The 20,621-nt window shown below is 73.3% G+C and carries 17 protein-coding genes and 1 tRNA gene; 7 read left to right on the top strand and 11 right to left on the bottom strand.

Translation table 11 applies throughout. The features are described from left to right. Window positions 1-140: 140 nt before the first annotated feature. The 7 genes from E0504_RS23035 to E0504_RS23005 all read right to left on the bottom strand — a co-directional run bounded on the left by E0504_RS23035 (window position 141) and on the right by E0504_RS23005 (window position 8,370). Window positions 141-1,235, bottom strand: coding sequence for an ABC transporter ATP-binding protein (locus E0504_RS23035; RefSeq protein WP_131625886.1), 1,095 nt, complete (start codon window positions 1,233-1,235; stop codon window positions 141-143). Then, entirely contained in the window at window positions 1,232-2,068 is an 837-nt protein-coding gene (locus E0504_RS23030) for an ABC transporter ATP-binding protein (RefSeq protein ID WP_112107377.1), read from the bottom strand. Before E0504_RS23030 ends, E0504_RS23035 begins: the two co-directional genes overlap by 4 nt. Continuing rightward, window positions 2,065-3,525: a branched-chain amino acid ABC transporter permease gene (locus E0504_RS23025; protein ID WP_112107458.1), complete on the bottom strand. Its 1,461-nt coding sequence runs from the start codon at window positions 3,523-3,525 to the stop codon at window positions 2,065-2,067. The genes E0504_RS23030 and E0504_RS23025 overlap by 4 nt, the downstream gene beginning before the upstream one ends. Window positions 3,526-3,632: 107 nt before the next feature. Next, window positions 3,633-4,562 carry a branched-chain amino acid ABC transporter permease gene (locus E0504_RS23020; RefSeq protein WP_112107375.1) on the bottom strand — a complete coding sequence of 310 codons (930 nt, stop codon included), beginning with the start codon at window positions 4,560-4,562 and terminating at the stop codon, window positions 3,633-3,635. Window positions 4,563-4,595: 33 nt separating this feature from the next. Next, entirely contained in the window at window positions 4,596-5,807 is a 1,212-nt protein-coding gene (locus E0504_RS23015) for a branched-chain amino acid ABC transporter substrate-binding protein (RefSeq protein ID WP_020459641.1), read from the bottom strand. 155 nt (window positions 5,808-5,962) lie between these two features. Next, window positions 5,963-7,774, bottom strand: coding sequence for a branched-chain amino acid ABC transporter substrate-binding protein (locus E0504_RS23010; protein WP_243657594.1), 1,812 nt, complete (start codon window positions 7,772-7,774; stop codon window positions 5,963-5,965). Continuing rightward, entirely contained in the window at window positions 7,771-8,370 is a 600-nt protein-coding gene (locus E0504_RS23005; RefSeq protein ID WP_020459639.1) for an ANTAR domain-containing response regulator, read from the bottom strand. The genes E0504_RS23010 and E0504_RS23005 overlap by 4 nt, the downstream gene beginning before the upstream one ends. Window positions 8,371-8,535: 165 nt before the next feature. Here E0504_RS23005 and E0504_RS23000 point away from each other — a divergent pair. Then, a tRNA-Leu gene (locus E0504_RS23000) sits at window positions 8,536-8,611 on the top strand. A 305-nt stretch (window positions 8,612-8,916) separates the two neighbouring features. Continuing rightward, window positions 8,917-9,066, top strand: coding sequence for a hypothetical protein (locus E0504_RS50490; RefSeq protein ID WP_157904326.1), 150 nt, complete (start codon window positions 8,917-8,919; stop codon window positions 9,064-9,066). Window positions 9,067-9,072: 6 nt separating this feature from the next. On the opposite strand, the gene E0504_RS22995 is transcribed toward E0504_RS50490, so the two are convergent. Continuing rightward, the gene (locus tag E0504_RS22995; protein WP_112107371.1) at window positions 9,073-10,284 is read right to left on the bottom strand and encodes an SDR family NAD(P)-dependent oxidoreductase; all 1,212 of its coding nucleotides are present in this window, start codon (window positions 10,282-10,284) and stop codon (window positions 9,073-9,075) included. After that, window positions 10,284-10,661 (bottom strand): nitroreductase/quinone reductase family protein, encoded by a 378-nt coding sequence (locus tag E0504_RS22990; protein ID WP_083391226.1) that lies wholly within the window; start codon window positions 10,659-10,661, stop codon window positions 10,284-10,286. The genes E0504_RS22995 and E0504_RS22990 overlap by 1 nt, the downstream gene beginning before the upstream one ends. Before the next feature lie 600 nt (window positions 10,662-11,261). On the opposite strand from E0504_RS22990, the gene E0504_RS22985 reads away from it, so the two are divergent. The 4 genes from E0504_RS22985 to E0504_RS22970 all read left to right on the top strand — a co-directional run bounded on the left by E0504_RS22985 (window position 11,262) and on the right by E0504_RS22970 (window position 16,845). Further along, complete coding sequence (locus tag E0504_RS22985; protein ID WP_131625885.1) at window positions 11,262-12,773, top strand: kelch repeat-containing protein; 1,512 nt, start codon at window positions 11,262-11,264, stop codon at window positions 12,771-12,773. Between the two features lie 208 nt (window positions 12,774-12,981). Beyond that, a complete protein-coding gene (locus E0504_RS22980; protein ID WP_112105372.1) occupies window positions 12,982-13,704 on the top strand; it encodes a DUF6629 family protein in 723 nt (240 codons plus the stop codon). Between the two features lie 91 nt (window positions 13,705-13,795). Next, entirely contained in the window at window positions 13,796-16,372 is a 2,577-nt protein-coding gene (locus E0504_RS22975; RefSeq protein ID WP_112105371.1) for an alpha-amylase family glycosyl hydrolase, read from the top strand. Between the two features lie 17 nt (window positions 16,373-16,389). Continuing rightward, the gene (locus tag E0504_RS22970; RefSeq protein WP_071065544.1) at window positions 16,390-16,845 is read left to right on the top strand and encodes an NUDIX domain-containing protein; all 456 of its coding nucleotides are present in this window, start codon (window positions 16,390-16,392) and stop codon (window positions 16,843-16,845) included. A gap of 43 nt (window positions 16,846-16,888) precedes the next feature. On the opposite strand, the gene E0504_RS22965 is transcribed toward E0504_RS22970, so the two are convergent. Further along, on the bottom strand, window positions 16,889-18,157 hold the full coding sequence (locus E0504_RS22965) for an ABC transporter substrate-binding protein (protein ID WP_131625884.1): 1,269 nt from the start codon (window positions 18,155-18,157) through the stop codon (window positions 16,889-16,891). Window positions 18,158-18,996: 839 nt separating this feature from the next. After that, window positions 18,997-19,914, bottom strand: coding sequence for an alpha/beta fold hydrolase (locus tag E0504_RS22960; RefSeq protein ID WP_235013770.1), 918 nt, complete (start codon window positions 19,912-19,914; stop codon window positions 18,997-18,999). Window positions 19,915-20,166: 252 nt separating this feature from the next. Here E0504_RS22960 and E0504_RS22955 point away from each other — a divergent pair, with 252 nt between their 5' ends. After that, a complete protein-coding gene (locus E0504_RS22955; protein ID WP_071065547.1) occupies window positions 20,167-20,604 on the top strand; it encodes a nitroreductase family deazaflavin-dependent oxidoreductase in 438 nt (145 codons plus the stop codon). Window positions 20,605-20,621: the final 17 nt, after the last annotated feature.

Genomic DNA, 20,621 nt, shown 5'->3' with positions numbered 1-20,621 from the left:
GGACGAGTAGAAAACGCCGGGCACGGGGAAGGTTCGGACGGCACCAAAGTCCACCCCGGGCATTCGCCAAAGCGCCGGCCACAGGCCCCGCGAGCTACATCCCCGGCACCGGTGCCACTTCGGTGCCACGGCGTCGGGATCTAGGGTGCCACGGCGTCGGAATCGCTCGGGCTGCCCAGGTAGGCGTCGCGCACCCGGGGGTCGCGGGCCAGCTCGTCAGCACTGCCCGCGAGTGCCACCTGGCCGGTGTCCAGGACGTAGCCCCGGTGCGCGATCCGCAGCGCCGCCGCCGCGTTCTGCTCCACCAGCAGGACGGTCACCCCGTCCGCGTTGATCTCCTCGATCACTTCGAAGATCGTCGCGACCAGTTTCGGGGCCAGCCCGAGAGAGGGCTCGTCCAGCAGGACCAGCCGGGGCCGGGCCATCAGCGCCCGCCCGATCGCCAGCATCTGCTGCTCCCCGCCGGAGAGCGTGCCCGCGGGCTGGCGGTCCCGCTCGGCGAGGCGTGGGAACAGCGCGTGCACGCGGTCGAGGCCACGGCGGACGTCCCGGCGGGCTTCTCGGCGGGCGTCGCGGCCGGCACGGCTCCAGGCCCGGCGGCGGTCGGTGTAGGCGCCCATCGCGAGGTTCTCGGCCACCGTCATCGCCGGGAAGATCCGCCGTCCCTCGGGCACATGGCTGATGCCGAGCGCGGCTACCCGGTGCACCGGCAGCCCCGGCGAGTCCCGCGTGCCGTCGGACCAGGCACCGGCGCCGCAGTTCCCACTGGTACCGCCGCCGGTGCCAGTGCCGCCGAGCCCGGTGCCGCTGCCGGTGCCAGCCAGGCGGGCGCCGTCGAACCAGACCGAGCCGCGAGCGGGCGGGAGGAGTCCGGAGATCATCCGCAGGGTGGTGGTCTTCCCGGCTCCGTTCGCGCCGAGCAGGGCCACCACCTCGCCCGGGTCCACCCGCAGCGAGATCCCCCGCAGCGCGGTTACGGCTCCGTAGGCCACCTCGGCGTCGCGCACGTCCAACAGCGGTCGCTCGGGAACGGTCAGGTCGACCAACGTCCCGGCCGGAATCGTGCTCCTGAACGCCGAGACGCTCCCGGCCTGCGGTGCACTCCCGACCTGTGAGGCACTCCCGGTCGGCGGCATGCTCCCGGTCGGCGGCGTGCTGTCGACCGGCGAGATGTTCTCCAGCGGCGCGATGTTCTCGAGTGGCGATCCGTCGAGGGGGTTCCCCTCCGGTGTCACGGCCCGTCCCGCCTCTCGTCCGGTTCGCCGAGGTAGGCCTCGACGACGGCGGGGTCGGCCCGAACCTCGTCGGGACGTCCCGCGGCGATCACCCGGCCGAAGTTGAGCACGACGATCGCGCGGGCGACGGCGGCCACCAACCGGATGTCGTGCTCGATGAGGAGCACCGAGATCCCCCGCCCCGCGATGGCGTGGATGAGCGTGACGAGGTCCGTGCGCTCCGCGGCGGTGGCACCGGCGGCCGGCTCGTCGAGCAGAAGCAGCGAGGGGGACGTGCCGAGCGCGCGGGCGATCTCCAGCCGTCGCTGCTCCCCGTAGGCCAGGGCGGCCGCCGGCCGCTCGGCACGGTGGCCCAGCCCGACGAAGTCGAGCAGCTCATGGCAGCGGTCGAGGGTCTCCCGTTCCTCCCGCCGCACGGCCCTGGTCGGCAGCAGCCCGCGCAGCGCCCCCGTCCGGGCCCGCACCTCGACGCCGACCTGCACGTTCTCCACCGCCGACATCTCGGGAAACAGGCGGATGTTCTGGAACGTCCGGGCCACGCCGAGCCGCGCGACCCGGTGCGGGGACCGCCCGACCAGCTCGACGCCGTCATCCGCGGGCCAGAAGCGCGCGCTGCCCCGCTGCGGCCGGTAGGCACCGGTCAGGCAGTTGAACAGGGACGTCTTCCCGGCCCCGTTCGGGCCGATGACGGCCAGCACGCTTCCCCGGTCCTGGCGCAGCGAGACGCCGTCCAGGCTGGTCAGCCCGCCGAAGCGCAGGGTGACGTCGCGGACGTCCAGGACCGGCCCGAGGGTCGTCGACGGCCGCGGGCCGGGGATGGGCCGGCCGGTCACCGCGCCGCCTCGGTCGACGCTGCGGGCCCGGCTGGTCCCGGGGCTCCGGCGCGCTCGGTGGGAACCGCCGGGCGCTCCGGGGCGGCGGCCGGGCCGGGGCTGGCGGGTGCCCGCGGGCCCCGCGGCGGCAGCAGGCCCTGCGGACGGAAGATCATCATCAGGATCACCACTGCGCCGAAGTAGATGTAGCGGTCCGCGGGCGGGACCGTGTCACGCAGGAGGAAGGCCGTCCCCTGCAGGACCAGCGCCCCGAGCACCACGCCGAGCCGCGAGCCCATACCACCGAAGATCACGATGGTCAGCACGAGGAGGGAGGACTGCAGGCCGAACGTCTGCGGGTTGAAGAACTGCTTGGTCGCCAGGACCACGCCGGCGAAGCCCGACACGGACGCGCCGACGGCGAAGGCCAGCAGCTTCATCCGCATCGTCGCCACGCCCGTGGCCTCGGCGGCCACCTCGTCCTGGCGGATCGCCGTCCAGGCCCGGCCGGTCCGGGAGCGCTCCCACCGGCCGAAGACCACCATGACGAGCACGATCAGGACGACGAGGAGGTAGTAGTAGGGCAACGGCCTCAGGCCCCAGGAGTAGTGCACACCCGGCAGGTCGACCGACAGCGGCGGCAGGCCGAACACGCCGCGCGGGCCGCCGGTGACGCCGTCGGCGTTGTTCGCGAGCAACTGGACGATCTCGCCGAACCCGAGGGTGACGATGGCCAGGTAGTCCCCGCGCAGGCGCAGCGTGGGGCCGCCCAGGACGACACCCGCGACGGCCGCCACGACCAGTGCGACGGGTAGCGCGAAGAACGGGTTGACCTGCCAGGGCGCGTGCCAGGGCATCGCGTCCGCGGACGTCACGTAGGCCGTGGTGTAGGCGCCGATCGCGAAGAAGGCGATGTAGCCGAGATCGAGCAGTCCGGCGTAGCCGACGACGACGTTCAGGCCGAGGGCGAGCAGGGCGTAGATCCCGATCTCGCTCACCAGCGCCTGCTGGGCCGCCGTGGACAGCAGCGGCGGGACCGCCACGGCGACGGCGAGCAGCGCCAGGTTGCCCGCCGGCGCCGACCACCGGCCCCGGCGGAATGCCGCCCAACGGCCCCGGCGGAACGACGCCCACGCGGCACCGGCCGGCGCCACCCACGCCCCGCCGCCCAGCGCGGCCAGGCGACCGCCGCCCAGCGCGGCGCCGTGGCCGGCGGACCGGAGCCGGGTCGTCAGCCGGTCGGCACCGATCGACAGCGCCCACAGCGCGAGTCCCCCGGCAGCGAACCCGGCCGCCCGCGCGGGCGTGAACGAGCCTTCGATCCCCGCCAGTGGGCGGTCGGCGTCCCCGGACGGGCCCGTCACCACCGCGGCGATCACGGCCAGGAACAGGCAGGCACCCAGCCGCCGGGCCGCCGGCGACCTGGCCACGACCGGCCAGGGCACACCCCCCGGCCGGGCCGCCCCCGGCCGGGCCATCCGCGACCGCAGTTCTCGCAGCTGGGCCCGCCGCGACTGGGCCTTCCGTGCCCGGACGGAATGCGACCGGACCGCGGGCGACCGCCGCGGCGCGGGCCGGCGGAGCTTCACGCCGGCCGCCCCAGCCTGGTCCCGAGCAGACCGGACGGGCGCACCAGCAGCACCAGCACCAGCACCGTGAAGGCGATGACGTTCTTGTAGGAGGCGTCGAACAGGTAGCCGCCGAAGCTCTCGACCAGGCCGAGCAGCAGCCCGCCGAGGACCGCGCCGCGCACGTTGCCGATCCCGCCGAGCACCGCCGCGGTGAAGGCCTTGATCCCCGGGACGAACCCCATCGCGTACGAGGCGTTGAAGGTCATCGCGTAGAGGAACCCGCCCGCGCCAGCCAGCAGCCCGCCGAGCACGAACGTCACGACGATGACCTTCTGGACGTCCACGCCCATCAGGCCGGCGCACTCGGCGTCCTGGGCCACCGCGCGCACGGACTGCCCCAGCCGGGTTCCGGCCACGAGGTGGTCCACGGCGAGCAGCATCGCCAGCGCCGTGCAGGCGATGACCAGCGACTGCGTGGAGATCTCCGCGCCGAGCACCGTCACCACGGTCCCGTTGGTGAACAGGTCGGGCACCGGGATGCTCTGCCGGCCGAACTCCTTGCCGGCCAGGTTGAAGGCGAACAGCGAGGCCCCGATCGCGCTGATCAGGTAGGCGAGCCGGGGCGCGCCGCGACGGCGCAGCGGCCGGTAGGCGCAGCGTTCCAGCGCGTACGCGGCCGCGGCGCCGGCCAGCGCGCCTGCCACCAGCCCGAACAGCACCAGCCCGGCCGACGTGAGACCGGACGGGGTGGCGCCCGCCGGGACCAGCGCCCGGCTGGCGAAGAGCCCGCCGAACGCGCCGAGCATGAACACCTCGCTGTGCGCGAAGTTGATCAGCTGCAGAACCCCGTAGACGAGCGTGTACCCCAGGGCGATCACCGCGTAGAGCGCGCCCACCATGAGACCGTCGATCGTGAGCTGGCTGATCTGCTCAGCCGAGCCCATGCCCCACCCGCCGGGAAGGTGCTCGCCGGCCGGTCACGGCTTGACGAGCGAGCTGACCGGCCCGAGCACCACGCGCTGGCCGTCCTTAACCTGGTACACGTAGACGGTCGAGCCCTGGACGTCACCGTTGCGCTCGAAGCGGATCCGCTTGGTCACCCCGGGGAAGTCGACCGAGCCGAAGTCGGCGAGCACCGACTCGCGGCTGGCGCCGGTCCCGAGCTTGCGCAGCACCGAGATGATGGCGTTGGTGGCGTCGTAGGCCTCGCCGGAGTACGTGCCCGGCTTCAGGCCGCTGTTGACCTTCTTGTACTCGCTGACGAAGCCGGTGGCGGCCGGGTCGGTGTTGGCGTCCGAGCAGGGGCAGGTGATGAGCGTGCCCTCGGCGTTCGCCGCGCCGGCCTGGCGGATGTACTGGTCGTCGTTCGAGCCGTCGCCGCTGAGGATCGCCCCGTCGTACCCCTTGCTGCGCAGCGCCTTCGTGAGGAGCGCGAAGTCGGAGTAGTACCCGGAGTAGTAGACGGCGTCGGCGCCGTCCGCCATGATCTTCGTCGCCTGGGAGGTGTAGTCCTTCGTCGGGTTGATCCCGTCGTGGGTGTAGGCGACGCCCGCCTGCTTCAGGCCGCGCTCGACGGCGCCGGAGAGGCCGGTGCCGTACTCGCTGCGGTCGTCCAGCGAGTAGACGCGCTTGGCCTTCACGACCTTGGCGAGGTACTCGGCGGCGCCGGCGCCCTGCACGGTGTCCGGCGCGATCACCCGGTAGAAGCTGGTGAACCCGAGGTCGGTGAGCGCCGGGGCGGTCGCCGACGGGCTGACCGACAGCAGGCCTGTCTGGCTGTACAGCGGCTCGCTGGCCTTCGTCGGCGCGGAGAACACCGGGCCGACGACCGCGACGACGTCCGGGTTGTCGATGAGCTTCTGGGCGGCGGTCGGCCCCTGCTCGGGCACGCCCTGGTCGTCGGAGGCGACGATCCGCAGGGTGAACGGCAGGCCGCCGGTGCGGTTGGCCAGGTCGACGGCGGTCAGCACGCCGTTGTAGGCGTTGATGCCGAGCTGCTGGTTCTCCCCGGACAGCGGCCCCTGGAAGCCGATGAGGAACTCCTTGGTACCGGCCTCGTTCGAGTCACCACCGCCGCAGGCGGTCAACGCCGCGCCGACCATCGCCAGGCCCGCGACCACCCCGGCGACCGGCCGCAGGACCCCGGCCCGTCTGGTCCTGGGTCGAGGGGTGCGTGGGCTGCCCGTCATGCCACGTCCTTCCGCTGCTTTCCACCGGCGCGCGGGCGCGCTCCGCGCAGCGGAAACCTAGCGGCTCCACCCGAGCGATGAAAGCTGAAAGTAAGAGTGTCGTGACTTCACGTGGTACTAGACGTGCTTTGGCACCCAGACGTCGCGGGAAGCAATCAGGGCGAGTCGACCTGCAACGGGACGAAGTTTCCACCGAGCACCGAGTACAGCACCACGCGCGGATCGATGACGTCGCCCTTCGTGTCGAAGGCGACCTGGCCGGTGACTCCGGCGAAGTCCCCGGCACCGACCGCGCGGACCAGCGCCTGGCGGGTCGCCATGTCCACCTCCGTCCGGCCGGGCAGGACCGCCGCCGCCGCCCGGATCAGCGCCCGCGCGGCGTCGTAGGCGTAGGCCGCCACCGGCGGGATCGCCGCCTCCCGCAGATCCGCCAGGGCGGCGTCCCGGGCGCGGCGCACCTCCAGCTCACGCTCCGAGGGGCTCGCCGTACCGGCCTCGCTCGCGCCGGATCTGCTCGCGCCCGCCTCGTCGGCCGCGGACGCGGAACCGGACGTGTGGCTCGGGTCCACGGACGCGGACGTGGCCGTGGCGTGACCCGGAGCGCCGGAAGCCGTCGGCGCCGGCTCTGGTTCCGGCTCCGGCTCAATGGACGTCCCGTCGGGCAGGAGCCCGTCCGCGCCCACCGTTGGCCCGCCGAACCGCTCCGAGTAGGCCGCCACGAACGCCCCGGCCGCCGGGAGGCGTGACAGCGGCACCGACAGGTCCGCGACGACGTCACCGTCCGCCGCGGAGTCCGAGCGCTCCACGTAGTCGCGGTCGAGCAGGCCGTCCGCGCCCATCACCTGGACGGCCACCCCCTCGTCCGCGAGCGCTCCACGCAGCTCGCCGGCGAAGCCGGCACCCGTCGCCAGGTACACCAGATCGGGTGCCTCGTCCTGGATGGCCTTCGCCGTCTCGCGGACCTGCTCGCCGGCGGTCGACGCGCCGTCGACCCGGTGCACCGTCGGCACGGTCGCCCCCGCGGCCCGCGCGTGCCGGGCGAACCGCTCCGCGAGCGTGATCGTGCCGTAGTCCGGGCCGCCGTCGACGACACTGATCCGCGAGCGCCCCAGCGTGTTCACGGCATAGTCGGCCGTCACCTGGGCGAGCAGTTCGTCGGTGCCGCTGAGCCGGAAGTACGTGGGATACGGGCGGGTGTTCGACGCGCTCTCCGGCGCCGTCAGCGTCGGCTCCGCGTTGGACGGCGAGATCACCGGGATGCCCACGCTGCTCAGCCTGTCCAGGGACACCATCGCCACGCTGGAGCTGAGCGGGCCGACGACCCCGATCACCCGGCTGTCGTCGGCGAACAGATCCGCCCCGGCCGCGCCGCCGTCGGGGCGGGCGAGGTCGTCGTGGGCGGCCACCTCGAGCTTCCAGCCCGGGACGGCCCCCTGCCGGTTGGCCTCCTCGACCGCGAGGGTGACCGCGTCGCGCACACTCACGCCCGCGTCGGCCGAGCCCCCCGACAGGGGCGCCATCACGCCGATCGTGGCGACCTTCGTCGCCGACGCTCCAGAACCAGCACCGTCCAGCACCGCGGCGAGCCCCAGGCCGAGCCCGGTGGGGACAGCGAGCACCAGCACCAGCACCGCGGCGAGAACGACCCGCCCCCGGGTGTCACGCGCCGACCTGCGGGCCCAGTGGTCCAGCCGGCGCGCGGCGGACGGCACCGCCCGCGACACCGGACGCACCCACCCGGCGAGTGTCACCCCGGCAGCCGGCCGCGCCGGCTCCGAGCCCGCCGCGGGCGCTGAACCGCCTGCTGGATTCCGGCCCGCCGCGGGCTCCGGGCCCGAATCCGGATCGGTGACCTGGGCGGGACCCGTTGCCGGCTCCGGCCCGGTAGCCGCGTCCGAACCGGTGGCCCGCTCCGGCCTGGTGGCCGGGTCCGGGCCCGGGTCCGGGTCCGGGTCGCGCGGGCTCACGAGCTGGGCAGCGCCTCACCGGAGAGCACAGCCTCCGCGACGGCGCGCATCGTCCGGCGCTGGTTCATCGACGTCCGCTGGATCCAGCGGAACGCGTCCGGCTCGGTCATCCCGTGCTCGGTCTGCAGTACGCCCTTCGCCCGCTCAATGATCTTGCGAGCCTCCAGGCGCCCCTGCAGATCCTCGACCTCGGCCTCGAGGCTGACGATCTCGGTGAACCGGCTCATCGCCATCTCGATGGTCGGGAGCAGGTCCTTCTTCTGGAACGGCTTGACCACGTACGCCATGGCCCCCGCCTCGCGCGCCCGCTCCACGAGCTCGCGCTGACTGAACGCGGTGAGGATGACCACCGGGGCGATGCGCTCCTTGGCGATCCGCGCGCCCGCGTCGATGCCGTCCATCTTCGGCATCTTGACGTCCAGGATCACGAGGTCGGGGCGCAGCTTCCCCGCGAGGGCCACAGCGGTCTCGCCGTCCCCCGCCTCACCGACGACCTCGTAGCCCTCTTCCTGGAGCATCTCCCTGAGGTCCAGCCGGATCAACGCTTCGTCCTCAGCGATCAACACCCGACGCGGCGTCGAGGAAGGCTGGCTCATCGAGTTGAACTCCTGGATTGTGCGGTCGTCACGTTCGGGTGGCTGACGCGGGCTGCGACCGGCCGGCCCGTAATCTGACCGGGCCGGGAGGTCGAATCGCACCCTACCCGGCTAGAGTCGTCCACGAGAGGTTCCGCATCGGTTCTCCCCGCGCGGACCAGGCAGGCCCCGGTACTCCAACGGCAGAGAGACGGTGCTCAAACCACCGACAGTGTGGGTTCGAATCCCACCCGGGGTACCACAAGATCATTGCGTACACCATTCCCATCCTCGGGAATCCCTGGTGACCACGGACTTTCCACGCCGTCATCGCACATACGTTCGAACACCTCCGAAGGCCGCACGCCGGCCCGAGCCCCAGGGCCGACAGACCGCTCGCCCGAGGTATCCAGTACTTCCTCGGCCACCACATTGCCGGACGCCTCGCTCCGCAACGCGGCAATCACCTCCACCGCCGACCTCCGCCAGCAACGCCGCGAACAGCTCGGCCCGTGTCGCCCGCTCCACGCCGCCGTCACCACCGACGAACAACTTCACGAAGAACCCTTGGTTGATCAACCGCCGTACCGCCGGTGGCACCACCGGATCGGGACGTTCGACCTCGTCGGCGCGATCGGGGCCGCGGTCGGCGCTCTCGTGGTGTTCGTCGGGTCGATACTGATCCTCGGCGACCTCAGCCTCGGCCTCGGCCTTTGAGGCCCGTCAGGCCCGCGACGGCGACGGCCGTTCGAGACTGCGGTGGAAGTCGTAGCTGACCCCGGTGAGCCGCTCGGACTCCACCCACAGCCGGTGCTGCAGGTGGGTGTCGCGCGAGCGGGCACTGGAGCGCACGGCGACGGGCAGGCCCGTGCTGTGGAAGAGGCCCGCCGGCCCGTAGTAGTCACCGGCGCGCGCCGCAGGGTCGAGGGCGGCTCGGACGGTGGCGAGCGCGCCGATCTCCGGGTCCTGGACCAGCCACGACATCAGCGGCGCCAGGCGCAGGCCCATGAACACCCGCGCCGGGGGCATGAGGTTGCGGGTGAGCCCGGTCCGGGCGATTCCCGGGTGCGCGGCCACCGCGATCGTCGACGCGCCGGTGGCCGCGAGCCGGCGCTGTAACTCGAAGGTGAACATCAGGTTCGCCAGCTTGGATGTCGGATACGGCAGGCGCTGCCGGGGCAGCCGCCGACCCATGCCAGGCATGCCCGGCGAGCGCCGCAGCCGCTGGTGGGCCGGGCGCCCGCCGTCCCTGACGGCGCTGTCCAGGGCGGCGCTGTCACGCTCCCCGCGCGCGGGTGCACGCGGCCCGGACGGCGACGCTGAGAGCGGCTCGGACGGCGACCCGGCGCGCTGGTCGGGCACGACCACCGGTCGGATGTCCCCCGGTCGGTCAGCGCGCGGCGGGAGGCGGCGCAGCTGCTCGAGGTCGAGGCGGCCGACCAGGTGGGCGAGGCTGCTGACCGTGACGATCCGCGAGTGCGGAGTCGCCAGGATGCGGTCGAGCAGCAGGCCCGTCAGCGCGAAGTGCCCCAGGTGGTTGACCCCGAACGTCGGCTCGATGCCGTCGCCGCCGAGCCCGTCGCCGCTCGGGCCGGGTGGGGGCAGCATCACCCCGGCGTTGTTGACGAGCAGGTCAAGCCGCGGGTGGGCGGCCCGGATCCGTTCGGCGGCCGCGCGCACGGAGGTCATCGAGATCAGGTCGAGCGGCTCGACGTGGACGTCCGCCCGCGGCGCGGCGGTTCGGATGCGTGCCGCGGCCTGCTCGGCCCGGGCCGGCTCGCGGCAGGCCAGGATGACGGTCGCGCCGCGCTCGGCGAGCACCTTCGCCGCCTCGAAGCCGATGCCGCTGTTCGCACCGGTGACGACGGCGGTCCGTCCCCGCTGGTCCGGCACGTCGGCCAGGCTCCAGCCCGCGTCCCGGGCGCCGGGCCGCATCAGCGCGGCTCGAGCAGGACGAGCGGGATCACCCGCTTCGACTTGGCCTGATAGCTCTCGTACCAGCGGCTGTCCGCCACCACGCGGGGCCACAGCCGCTCCCGTTCCGGCGGTGTCGCCACCCGCGCGCGCATCGGCCGCCACGACCCGCCCCTGACCCGGACCTCGACGTCCGCGGTGGCGCAGATGTTCAGGTACCAGTCGGGATGTCGGTCGTCGCCGGCCCGCGACGCCACCAGGACGATGGCGTCGCCATCCCGCAGCGGGGAGGTGAGCATGACGGTGTGTGCCCGGCCGCTGCGCCGCCCGGTCGTGGTGAGCTCCAGGACGGGCATGCCGCCGGCCCGCCATCCGAGCCGGCCGCGGGTCAGTCTCATCAGGCGCCTGTGCGTGGCGTTCAAGGTCTTCAGACTGCGGTCGCTCACCATGGCTTCGCCCCGATCCCCTGCTGCTCCGCCGCGTGCCGACCCGTCCCGAGGCCGGCCCGCGGATCGCGACGCGGGCACCGGCGCCACCCGGCGCCGGTACGTGGGCGGGCCACCGCCATGCCGGTCCGGCGACGGCCGGACGGCGTCCCGCGGAGCAAGACTACGGGTGTGCGCCGGCCCTGCCCTGGTCAGGTCACCGACACCCGGTGACGGCCGCGGAGCGTCTGGACCCGGCGACGGCCCGGCGACGGCCCGGCCCGGCGAGGTGCGGCGAAGCAGGTGAGGGCCGGCAGCCGGGCGACCGACGGCACCGCTGCCATGGACACCTCGACCGGGTGACCCAGCGATGTCACCCACAGCGATGACTACTCTGTGAAGCAGCGGGAAGACAGTGCGTGCCCATCGCTACCACCGGCATGGCCTCGACCCAGACCTCGACCGAGACCCTCGAGCACCGACCGCCGCCGCGCGCCAGCACTCGCGGTGGTGGTCGCCCACGCCCGTCCACCCAGTGGTCCGGTCCCAGCCGGGGCCGCGGAGGGGGAACCCATGAGTTGGTCACGAACGTCCCGCAGATGCGCCTCACGCGCGTTGGTCCTGAGCACCGCGCTGGCGGCGGCTCTGGCGACACCGGCGCTGCTCGCGCCGGGCGCCGAGGCCCTGCCGACCGGTACGCCCACGACCGGTACGCCCAGTCCCACAAGCCCGGCCAGCACGTCCCCACAGCCGTCCGCGGGCGCGGCCGGCGCCTGCCCGCCGCTGCCCCACATCGCCGGCCCGCTGCGCACCTGGGAGACCGCCGCCGACCTTCCGGCGCCGCTCGCCCATGTCGCGGCCACCACGGGATGCGACGGCCGGATCTACCTCCTCGGCGGTGAGGCGACCACCGCGGGCGGTGGTGGGGTCGGCGGGGGCGTGCCCGCGACGCCGACCGCGACGCCCACCACCCGCTCACCGGCGACGTCGACGCCCAGCGGCTCGGCGACCCCCAGCCGGACAGCCACCCCGACACCGACCGCGACGCCGACCGCCACGCCGACCGCCACGCCGACCGCGACCGGGTCACCCGGCGACGAGGGCGGTTCGACGCCGAGCCCGGGGGTGCGGCTGACCCCGGCCGCCTTCAACAACGGGGGTGTGTCGCCCACGACGACGCCGACGACCCCGAGCACGCCAACGACACCCACGACGTCCCGCACGCCGACCGCCACGCCGACCTCGCCGGCCGGCGGCGGCACGCCGACCGCCACGCCGACCGGCGCGACGGGCGGCGGGACGACCGGCGGTGCGACTGTGGCCGGCGCCCCGGTTGACACCGTCCAGGTCTACGACCCGAAGCGGGACGCCTGGTCGAACGCCCCGGCCCTGCCGACCGCGCGCGACCACCTGGCCGCCGCGACCGACACCGACGGCCGGATCTACGCGATCGGCGGCCAGACCGGCGGCGGCACCCCGACCGACACCGTCGAGGTGTACACGCCGTCGAGCGGTGACTGGACGGAGGGCCCGTCGCTGCCCCGCCCGATGGGCACGCCGAGCGCCACCCGCGGCACCGACGGGAAGATCTACGTCCTCGACGCGACGACCCTGGCGGTCTACGACCCCGACTCCGGTGACTGGACGACGGGCGGTGCGCCGCCGTCCGGTGCCGGTGCACCGGTGCTGGTCGGCCTGCCGGACGGGCGGATTCTCGCCGCGGGCGGCAGCGACGGCAGCTCCGCGTCGTCCGACGCCTACGCCTACACGCCGGGCTCGGGTTCGGCGGACGGCTCCTGGGCGAAGGTGGCCGACCTGCCGACGGGTGTCTCCGAGGCCGCGGGCGCGACCGGGCCGGACGGCCGGGTCTACGTCGTCGGCGGGCGGGACAGCGACGGCGACACCGTCGGCTCCACCCAGGTGTTCACCCCGGACGGCGACCGCTGGTCCGCGGGTGCGAGCAGCGCCCTCACCGCGCGCTCCGGCCACGGCGCGGCCACCGGTGGCGACGGCCGCGTCTACGTGGCGGGCGGGACGTCCGGTTCCGGCGCCCCGCTCGACTCGGCCGCGGCCCTGGGCGAGTAGCGACCGCGCCAACCAGGCGTCACGTGACGTGACGTCGATCTGATCCGCACCAGCCGTCGGCGCTGTTCCCCGTGGAGATCCACGGGGAACAGCGCCGACGCGTGCGCGCGAAGCCGTTCCCGGGACAGCGGCGGGCCGGACCTGGTAATAGCCGTTCAAGAGCGGACAAACACCGGCCTGCCGGCCGGACCGGATGAGCGGAGGCCCGATGTGCTTCTCACCCGAGGCGGACGTGGCGGCGGCGGCGATCATCGGAGCGGTGGGGGTGGACGCCCTGCGCCACGTCCCCAAGCGCGCCGCCTGGCCGATGGCGGCACTCCCCGTGCTGTTCGCGGCGCACACGCTGACGGAGGCGTTCGTCTGGTGGGGCGTGCGCGGTGAGCTCGGTGGCACCGAGACGAACGCGGCGGCGCTGACGGCGGCGACCGCGGTGTACCTCGCGTTCGCGTTCGTGATCCTTCCCTTGTACGTCCCGGTGGCGGTGCTGGCGCTGGAGCGGGTGCCCGCCCGCCGCCGCGCCGGGGCGGCGGCGCTCGCGGCGGGCGCGGTGTGCGCCGGCTGGCTGGCGTTCGCGCTGGTCACCGGCCCGGTCCGGGCCCACGCCGACGAACGCCACATCACCTACACGGTGCACCTGTGGATGGGCTCGGTGCCGATCGCGCTCTACCTGGTGAGCACCTGCGGGGTGCTGCTGCTCTCCGGGCGGCCGTTCCTGCGCTGGTTCGGCGCGGCGAACCTGCTCGCGGTCGCCGTCCTCGCCTGGGTCTCGACCGAGGCGGTGACCTCGCTGTGGTGCGCGTGGGCGGCGGTGACCAGCGTCGCGATCGCCGCCTACCTGCGCGGGCGGACCCCGGCGGGCGCTCCGGCGGGCGCTCCGGCCAGCGTCCCCCGGCCCGGTCACCAGATGGCGCCGCGTCATCCGGACGGGTGAACCCGCCACGCCGTTGACGGCACGAAACGTGACATTCTTGGGCAGACATGGCAGGCCGCGAGCGCCGGCCGAGGTCTACCGATGGGACGACGTGACGACAGAGCATGGCGCCGACCGGCATGTGGGCCCGTCACCCGCCACCGGCGCCGTCCGCGTGGACGTCGTCTACCACACCGGCGTCGGCCGGCGGATCGCGAACGGGGCCCGGCTGGTCGGGAGCTGGGACGAGCACGGGCTGCAGGCGGGGAGCTGGTCGTCCACGCCGATGGAGGAGTTCACCGCCGAGGACGGCTGCGCCGCCTACCGGGCCACCGTCACGGTGGACGCGAGCGTCTCCCGGACCTTCGACTGGGGCGTCTGGCTGACCCGTCCCGACGGCTCGCAGGTGTGGGGGATCCCCGCCGAGGTCCCGGATCCCGGGGCGACGGAGCAGGTCCGGCGGTTCGAGGTCGGCCCGGGGTGCGGGCCGGTGGTGCGCGCGGAGTTCCGCCTGGCCGCCCACCGGCACAACGGCGCCCGGCGCGTCCTGCCCGTCGGCTCGAGAGACCTGGGCAGCCCGGTCAGCACGGTCAGCACGGGCGGCGGCTCAGGCGGCCCCAGCGGCCACAGCGGCTCAGGCGCCGCCGTCAGCTCGGACGCCCGGGAACGGATCCGGTTCCGGGTCTGGGCGCCGCACGCGCTCGCCGTCGAGGTGGCCTTCGCCGGGCCCGGCGGCTACATCGCCGACGACGGCCACGGTGAGGACGAGCTGATCACCAGGCTGCCGATGCGCCAGGTCGGCGGCGGCTGGTGGGAGGCGGCCGCACCCGGCTTCGCCGACTGGGTCGGACGGCGCTACCTCTACCGCGTCACCCGCGACGACGGGTCCGTCGCCTGGCGCTCGGACATGTACTCGGCGCAGCAGTGCGGCACCGGGGACGTCGACCCCTGCGGCGCCCACCACGACGGCCCGGCCGAGGACCTTGACGGCTCGGTGAGCTGCTCGGTCGTCGTCGACACCCGGGACGACGAGCGGTTCTGGGCCGACGAGTTCGACCCGGCCCGACCCGTCCCCCGGCGGGTCGAGGACCTGGTCATCTACGAGCTGCACGTGGGCGCGCTGGGCTTCGGGCACACCGGGGCCGGCACGTTCGCCGACGCGCTCGCGTTCGTCGACCACCTCATCGACCTCGGGGTGAACGCCGTCGAGCTGCTGCCCATGTTCGAGTTCGCCGGGACGAGGTCCTGGGGTTACGGCAGCTCGCACTTCCTGGCGGTGAAGCAGAGCGCGGGCGGGCGGGTGGCGCTGCGCCGGTTCGTGCGGGCCTGCCACCAGCGGGGCGTGGCCGTCCTGATGGACGTCGTCTACAACCACTACACGCCGAACGCGCAGCGTTCCGCCTGGCAGTACGACAGCACCGCGCCGAGCCGCAACATCTACTACTGGTACGAGGGCGCCGAGGACGACCACCCGCACCCGGACGGCGGATACCTCGACAACGTCTCCTCGGGCTGGGCGCCGCGCTACTCCGACGAGAACGTACGTGCGCTGTTCGTCGCGAGCGCGGTGGCGCTGCTCGACGAGTTCCACATCGACGGGCTGCGGGTGGACCAGACGACGTCCATCCACGCCTACAACAGCCTGCATGCCGACGGGCGGCCCGTTGCGGCGGCGAACATCGCCGGCCGCAAGTTCCTGCGGGAGCTGTGCCAGACGCTGCGCCTGGTGGACCCGGACGTGATCCTCATAGCCGAGGACCACTCTGGCTGGGCGGAGGTCACCCGCCCCGCCGAGTCCGGCGGGCTCGGCTTCGACGCCCACTGGTACGTCGACTTCTACCACCACCTCGTCGGCGACAAGGGCGAGGGACCGGAGTACGCCAAGCTGCTGCACACCGCGGGGCGCGACCCCGCCGGCCCGCTGGCCATGAGCCTGTTCGCCAAGGCGTTCACCGCCGCCGCGGACCACACGGTCGTCTACACCGAAAGCCACGACGAGGCCGGCAACTCCGAGCACTCGGCCCGCAACATCCTCGTCGCCGTCGACCACGCGCCGCTGCACGGCGACACGGCCTGGTTCGCGTTCGCGCGGCTGCGCTGCGCCGCGGCGCTGACCCTGCTTTCGCCCGGCACGCCGATGTTCCTCATGGGCGACGAGGTGGGAGCCCGGCGGGCCTACACCCACGACGGGTTCGCCGAGGCCAAGGAGGACCTCGCCGGGCTGCGCGCGGGCGAGGGCGCCGAGCTGTTCGCCTGCTATCGGGCGCTCGTCACGCTGCGGCTGGGCAGCCCGGCGCTGCGCTCGCGCACGGTCGAACTGGTCGGCGCCGACGACACCGCGCGGGTGCTGGCGTTCCGCCGCTGGGACCGCGGCGAGGAGATCCTGGTCGTGGTCAGCCTGAACAACGATCCGCTGCCCAGGTTCGGGCTGTCGCATCCGTCGCTGGCCGGCCGGCGGTGGAAGCCGGTGCTGGACACCGACGCGCCACGGTTCGGCGGACGGACGGGCGGCTCGCGCCGGTCGCTGTCCCCACGGGGCGACAGCGTGCGGGTCGATCTGCCGGCCGCCGGTGCCGTGGTGTTCCGCCGCCGCCGGCGCGGCGCCGGCCTGACCGACGGGCCGTCGGACGTCCCGGCCCGCCCCCGCCGCCTGCGCCTGCCCGGCGTGCGCCGACGAGGCGGGCGCTGACGAGGCAAGCTTGGCCGATGGAACGCTTTGTCTTCTGCTCGCGCGGCTGCGAGCACTGGGGCGCGCTCGGCGCCGCGGGAGTACTGCTGCGTGCCGCCGCCGACGGCGATCCGCGGTACCTGCTCGTCCTGCGCCATCCCCGGTCGCACCAGGGCGGTACCTGGGCACTGCCCGGCGGGGCGCTGCATCCCGGGGAGTCCGCCCTGGCCGGGGCGCTGCGGGAGGCCGAGGAGGAGCTCGGGCCGCTGCCCGCCGGCGTCTCCCGTGAGGCCACCCCGGCCCACGAGTACGTCGACGACCACGGCGAGTGGTCCTACACGACGCTGGTCCTGAACGTGGTGGACACGTTCGAGCCGGCGGCCGCCAACTGGGAGACCGCCGGCTGGCGCTGGGTGTCGGCGAGCCAGGCGCTCACGCTGCCGCTACTCCCGGCGCTACGCGCCGCCTGGGCCGCACTGACCGGAACGGGCTGACCGGAACGAGCTCACCGGCAGGGGCTCACCGTCGCCGCGGGAGTCACCGCCCCCGGGCTGGCACGGACGCCCCGGCGCCTCCCTGGGCCGCGCCGCTGATCACCTGGCCGCACAGCGGCTTCGCGCCAACGGGCTCGAAGGCGTTCCCGGCGGCGGAGACCCGGACGAAGTCCGTGCACAGGTCGACCGTGCGCTTGCCGGCGGACAGGTCGACCGCCTGGTTGAGCAGCCCGCCCGCGTCGTAGTCGGTCACCCCGCGCAGCCCGCGGATGTACGACTCGCGGGTGGGGCAGCCCTGCTGCGCCTGCAGGCCCCGCAGGAACAGGTCCGCGGTGATGTAGCCGTAGATGGAGCTCAGCTGCGTCGGCGGCTGGATCTCCGGCGCGTAGGTGGTCATCGCGGCCAGGTAGGCGCGGTGCGCGGGCAGGTTCCGCTCGATCGCGCTGAAGCCCACGGTCGAGTAGGTGCCGGCCAGAGCGCGCGCGATCGGCGTGTTGAGCAGGTGTGCGTCGTAGGTGATGGGCGAGAGCGCCACCTTGAACGGCCTGTTCGCCGCGGCCGCCGCCGTCACCGCGCCGGAGTAGAGGTCGAGCGAGGCGAGCGAGATCAGCGTGTCGGCGCCGCTGCCGACGATCCGCTGCACGGCCTCCGGTGAGCTCACCGTGGCGTTCGTGTCCGCGAAGACGACCGGGATGCCGGCAGCCTCCAGGCTCCGGCGGGCGTTCTGGGCGTACATGACCGACGACTCGGTGATCGTCGTCGTGATGAGGGCCGCGCGGGTGCCGCCCTGGGCCCGGACGAAATCTCCGAGAGTGCTGGTCGCGTCGGTGTCGTCGACCTGATACGCGAGCGGGAACATGTTGTCGTTGTCGGCCCACGCGGCCTGGTCCGCGACGCCCACCACCGGAATTCCCTTGTCGTGCAACAGCGGCGCGGACTGTTCGGAATGCGCGGTGTACTCGAGAACCGCGAACACATTCTCGCGGAGAAGCTCGCGGGCCGCCTGCAGGTTGCCGGCGGAGTCGAACTCGTCGTCCCGCCAGATCGTCGAGATCTGCCGGCCGCCGACGCCACCGGCGGCGTTCGCCTCGGCGAACCGGGCCTCGACGCCGAACCGGTAGCCGGTGAACTGTGCCGAGAGCACACCGGTGTCCGGGTAGATAATACCGACGTTGACCTCGTCGTCCGTGACTCCGGGAGCGCAGGGCGACGCCGCCGCGTCCACGCCGGAGGACTCGCTGGAGCCGCAGGCCGCCGCCAGGGCGGCCGTCACGAGCGCCGCGGCGAGCAACCTCGTACGAAATACCAGCACAAAGCCACCTTCCAGATTCCACGACATTCGGCGACATGGCGACAATCGGTGGCCGCATGCCCAGGCACGCCCGCGCCGCCCACAGGCGACTGAACCGGGTCACTCGTGTTCCGGCGACAACCATGCCGCCGCCGATCAACACCCGAAACAGGTATCGATCAGGACGAAGCACCGATCCGGAACACAAAGGCCGAACGGATGACATGGCGAACATACCGACCACTGGACTGCCCCCGGACGGGCCTGGCTGCCTAGCCGACCGGCCGGCTAGGTGACCTACCGAAGCACACCGGAGCAAGGTGGCCGGCACACAGCGGGAAGCGATGAACCAACTTCGTCAGAACAATTTATGGCCAACCATAGCCCTTAATGAATCTCTCCATGTGAAGCAGAAGACTTTCTGTAGTCAAAGACTACATACGAACAATGATCGCATCTTCTCGACCCCCCCGACAGTCACGTTCTGCGGCAGAGACGGGGAGGCCGCCGGCCGCACACGGGCGTGCGACTCAGGGCCTGGCACCGCTATGTCTGCGCACCAGCACATCCCGCCGAATTTCCCGCCACGCTTCCGCGCGGGCCGATGTGACCCGCCGTGTCATCCGGAAGATCCGATGATTGTCTCTCCGTTGCTTCAAAGCGGTCGAGACAGTGATCGCGACAGGTCACCGGGCCCGGCTCGAGGCGCTGATTACCAGTCGCCACAGGGGAAGATGCGACCGGCATCACGTCACCGGGCCCGGCGGCGTCGGGCGGAACAGCCGGGGCGATGCGAGAAAACCCACACGACAGCCCCTCGGCCGGCCAGACCCGATCCTCGGCCCGTCAGTTCCGCGGCCTCACACCACTGCTTTCCGCGCGCCGCCGTTGGCGTCCCCCGTCTGCTCCCACCATCCCGTCAGGAGCTCGGCCGTCCCGGCCGCGTCCTCGAGCTGGGGCAGGTGCCCGCAGCCGGCGACGACCGCCAGCCGCCAGTCGGGACGCAGGCCGGCGGCGTCCCGGGCCAGCGCCACCGGGATGAGCCGGTCGTCCGACCCGTGCACGAGCAGCGTCGGGACGTCCACCTGGCGGATCAGCCGCCGCAGCGGGCCGCCGCGGACGACCCGGCGCACCACGGACCGGGCGGCGGCGACATAGGCGCGCTCGACCCCGTCCATGCCCGCCCGCTCGTGGCCGAGGTCGACCAGTGCCTCGACCGCGACGGACGGGATCCGGGCGGGATCCGTCGCGCAGAGGCGCAGGGTCTGGGCCACGATGCCGGCGGGGCCGACCCGGGCGCGGCGCCGGGCGAGCGCCCACGCCCCGAGTCCCGGGAGGACCACGGCGGCGAACGACGCGACGACCAGCGGCTCCGGCCAGCCGCCGCGGCGCAGCGGCAGCGCGGGATCCAGCAGGACCAGCCCGCACACCGACTCCGGGCGACGGACCGCCTGCAGCATACTGATCAGAGCGCCCATCGAGTTCCCGACGAGGATCACCGGCTCCCCCACGACCTCGGCCAGGAAGCGGTCCAGCAGGAGGTGGTTCGCCGACACGTCGGCACCGCGGTTGCCGAGCGGGGTGCGGCCGTGGCCGGCGAGGTCGGGCGCGAGCACGCGGGACGTCGAGGCGAGCAGGGGTGCCAGCGCGAGCCAGTTGGTGTACGACCCGCCGAGGCCGTGGACGCACACCACCGGCGGGCTCCCGCCGATGGTTCCGGGCGCGCCGAACTCCGCGTAGTGCACGGGGCCGTCCAGGTCGACCCACTTCGAGACCATGCCAGCCTCGCCGCTCGCGCCCGCGTTTTCACCTGTGCCCGCGCTGTCGCTTGTGCCCGCGTTTTCACCTGTGCCCGCGCTGTCGCTTGTGCCCGTGCTGTCGCTCATGCCTCGGCAAGCCCCCATGCTCGATCGCCGGTCGGAACGACGTTAGGCGCCTCGTGCGCCGTCCGGACCCGGAACCGGCATCGCCGGTGGACGACACCCGCCCCCTCGGGCATGGCGCCGGGCCCACCGGTGTTGACTCGCGGCATGCCTCTCACTGGTGAATACGAACCGAGTCCGGCCGAATGGGTACGCAAGCAGGTCGAGGAGTACGAGAGCTCCGGCGGGACCAAGGGCACCGAGCTGCGCGGTGTGCCCGTGGTCATCGTCACCACCCTGGGCGCGAAGTCGGGCAAGATCCGAAAGAGCCCGGTGATGCGGGTCGAGCACGACGGCCGCTATGCCATCATCGCCTCGCTCGGCGGTGCGCCCAAGCATCCCGTCTGGTACCACAACGTCCTCGCCCACCCCCGGGTCGAGCTACGGGACGGCACGGTCAACCAGGACATGATCGCCCGCGAGGTGACCGGTGACGAGAAGGCGCTGTGGTGGGAACGCGCCATAGCGGTCTGGCCCGATTATGCGGACTACCAGAAAAAGACCGACCGGGTGATCCCCGTCTTCGTCCTGGAACCGGTTTCCTAGAGCGCCGGTCAGGTAGT

This window comes from Parafrankia sp. BMG5.11 (genome assembly GCF_004337455.1).
Note: the sequence above shows the minus strand (reverse complement) of the source record. Positions and strands in the feature narration are given on the sequence as shown.

Coding starts and splice junctions, on each gene's coding strand:
- E0504_RS23025 (WP_112107458.1), bottom strand. CDS start 3,525: ATGGCCCGGCCGGGGGCGGCCCGGCCGGGGGGTGTGCCCTGGCCGGTC.
- E0504_RS23020 (WP_112107375.1), bottom strand. CDS start 4,562: ATGGGCTCGGCTGAGCAGATCAGCCAGCTCACGATCGACGGTCTCATG.
- E0504_RS22960 (WP_235013770.1), bottom strand. CDS start 19,914: ATGGTCTCGAAGTGGGTCGACCTGGACGGCCCCGTGCACTACGCGGAG.
- E0504_RS22990 (WP_083391226.1), bottom strand. CDS start 10,661: ATGAGACTGACCCGCGGCCGGCTCGGATGGCGGGCCGGCGGCATGCCC.
- E0504_RS23005 (WP_020459639.1), bottom strand. CDS start 8,370: ATGAGCCAGCCTTCCTCGACGCCGCGTCGGGTGTTGATCGCTGAGGAC.
- E0504_RS22970 (WP_071065544.1), top strand. CDS start 16,390: ATGGAACGCTTTGTCTTCTGCTCGCGCGGCTGCGAGCACTGGGGCGCG.
- E0504_RS22955 (WP_071065547.1), top strand. CDS start 20,167: ATGCCTCTCACTGGTGAATACGAACCGAGTCCGGCCGAATGGGTACGC.
- E0504_RS22985 (WP_131625885.1), top strand. CDS start 11,262: ATGAGTTGGTCACGAACGTCCCGCAGATGCGCCTCACGCGCGTTGGTC.
- E0504_RS22995 (WP_112107371.1), bottom strand. CDS start 10,284: ATGCGGCCCGGCGCCCGGGACGCGGGCTGGAGCCTGGCCGACGTGCCG.
- E0504_RS22980 (WP_112105372.1), top strand. CDS start 12,982: ATGTGCTTCTCACCCGAGGCGGACGTGGCGGCGGCGGCGATCATCGGA.
- E0504_RS23015 (WP_020459641.1), bottom strand. CDS start 5,807: ATGACGGGCAGCCCACGCACCCCTCGACCCAGGACCAGACGGGCCGGG.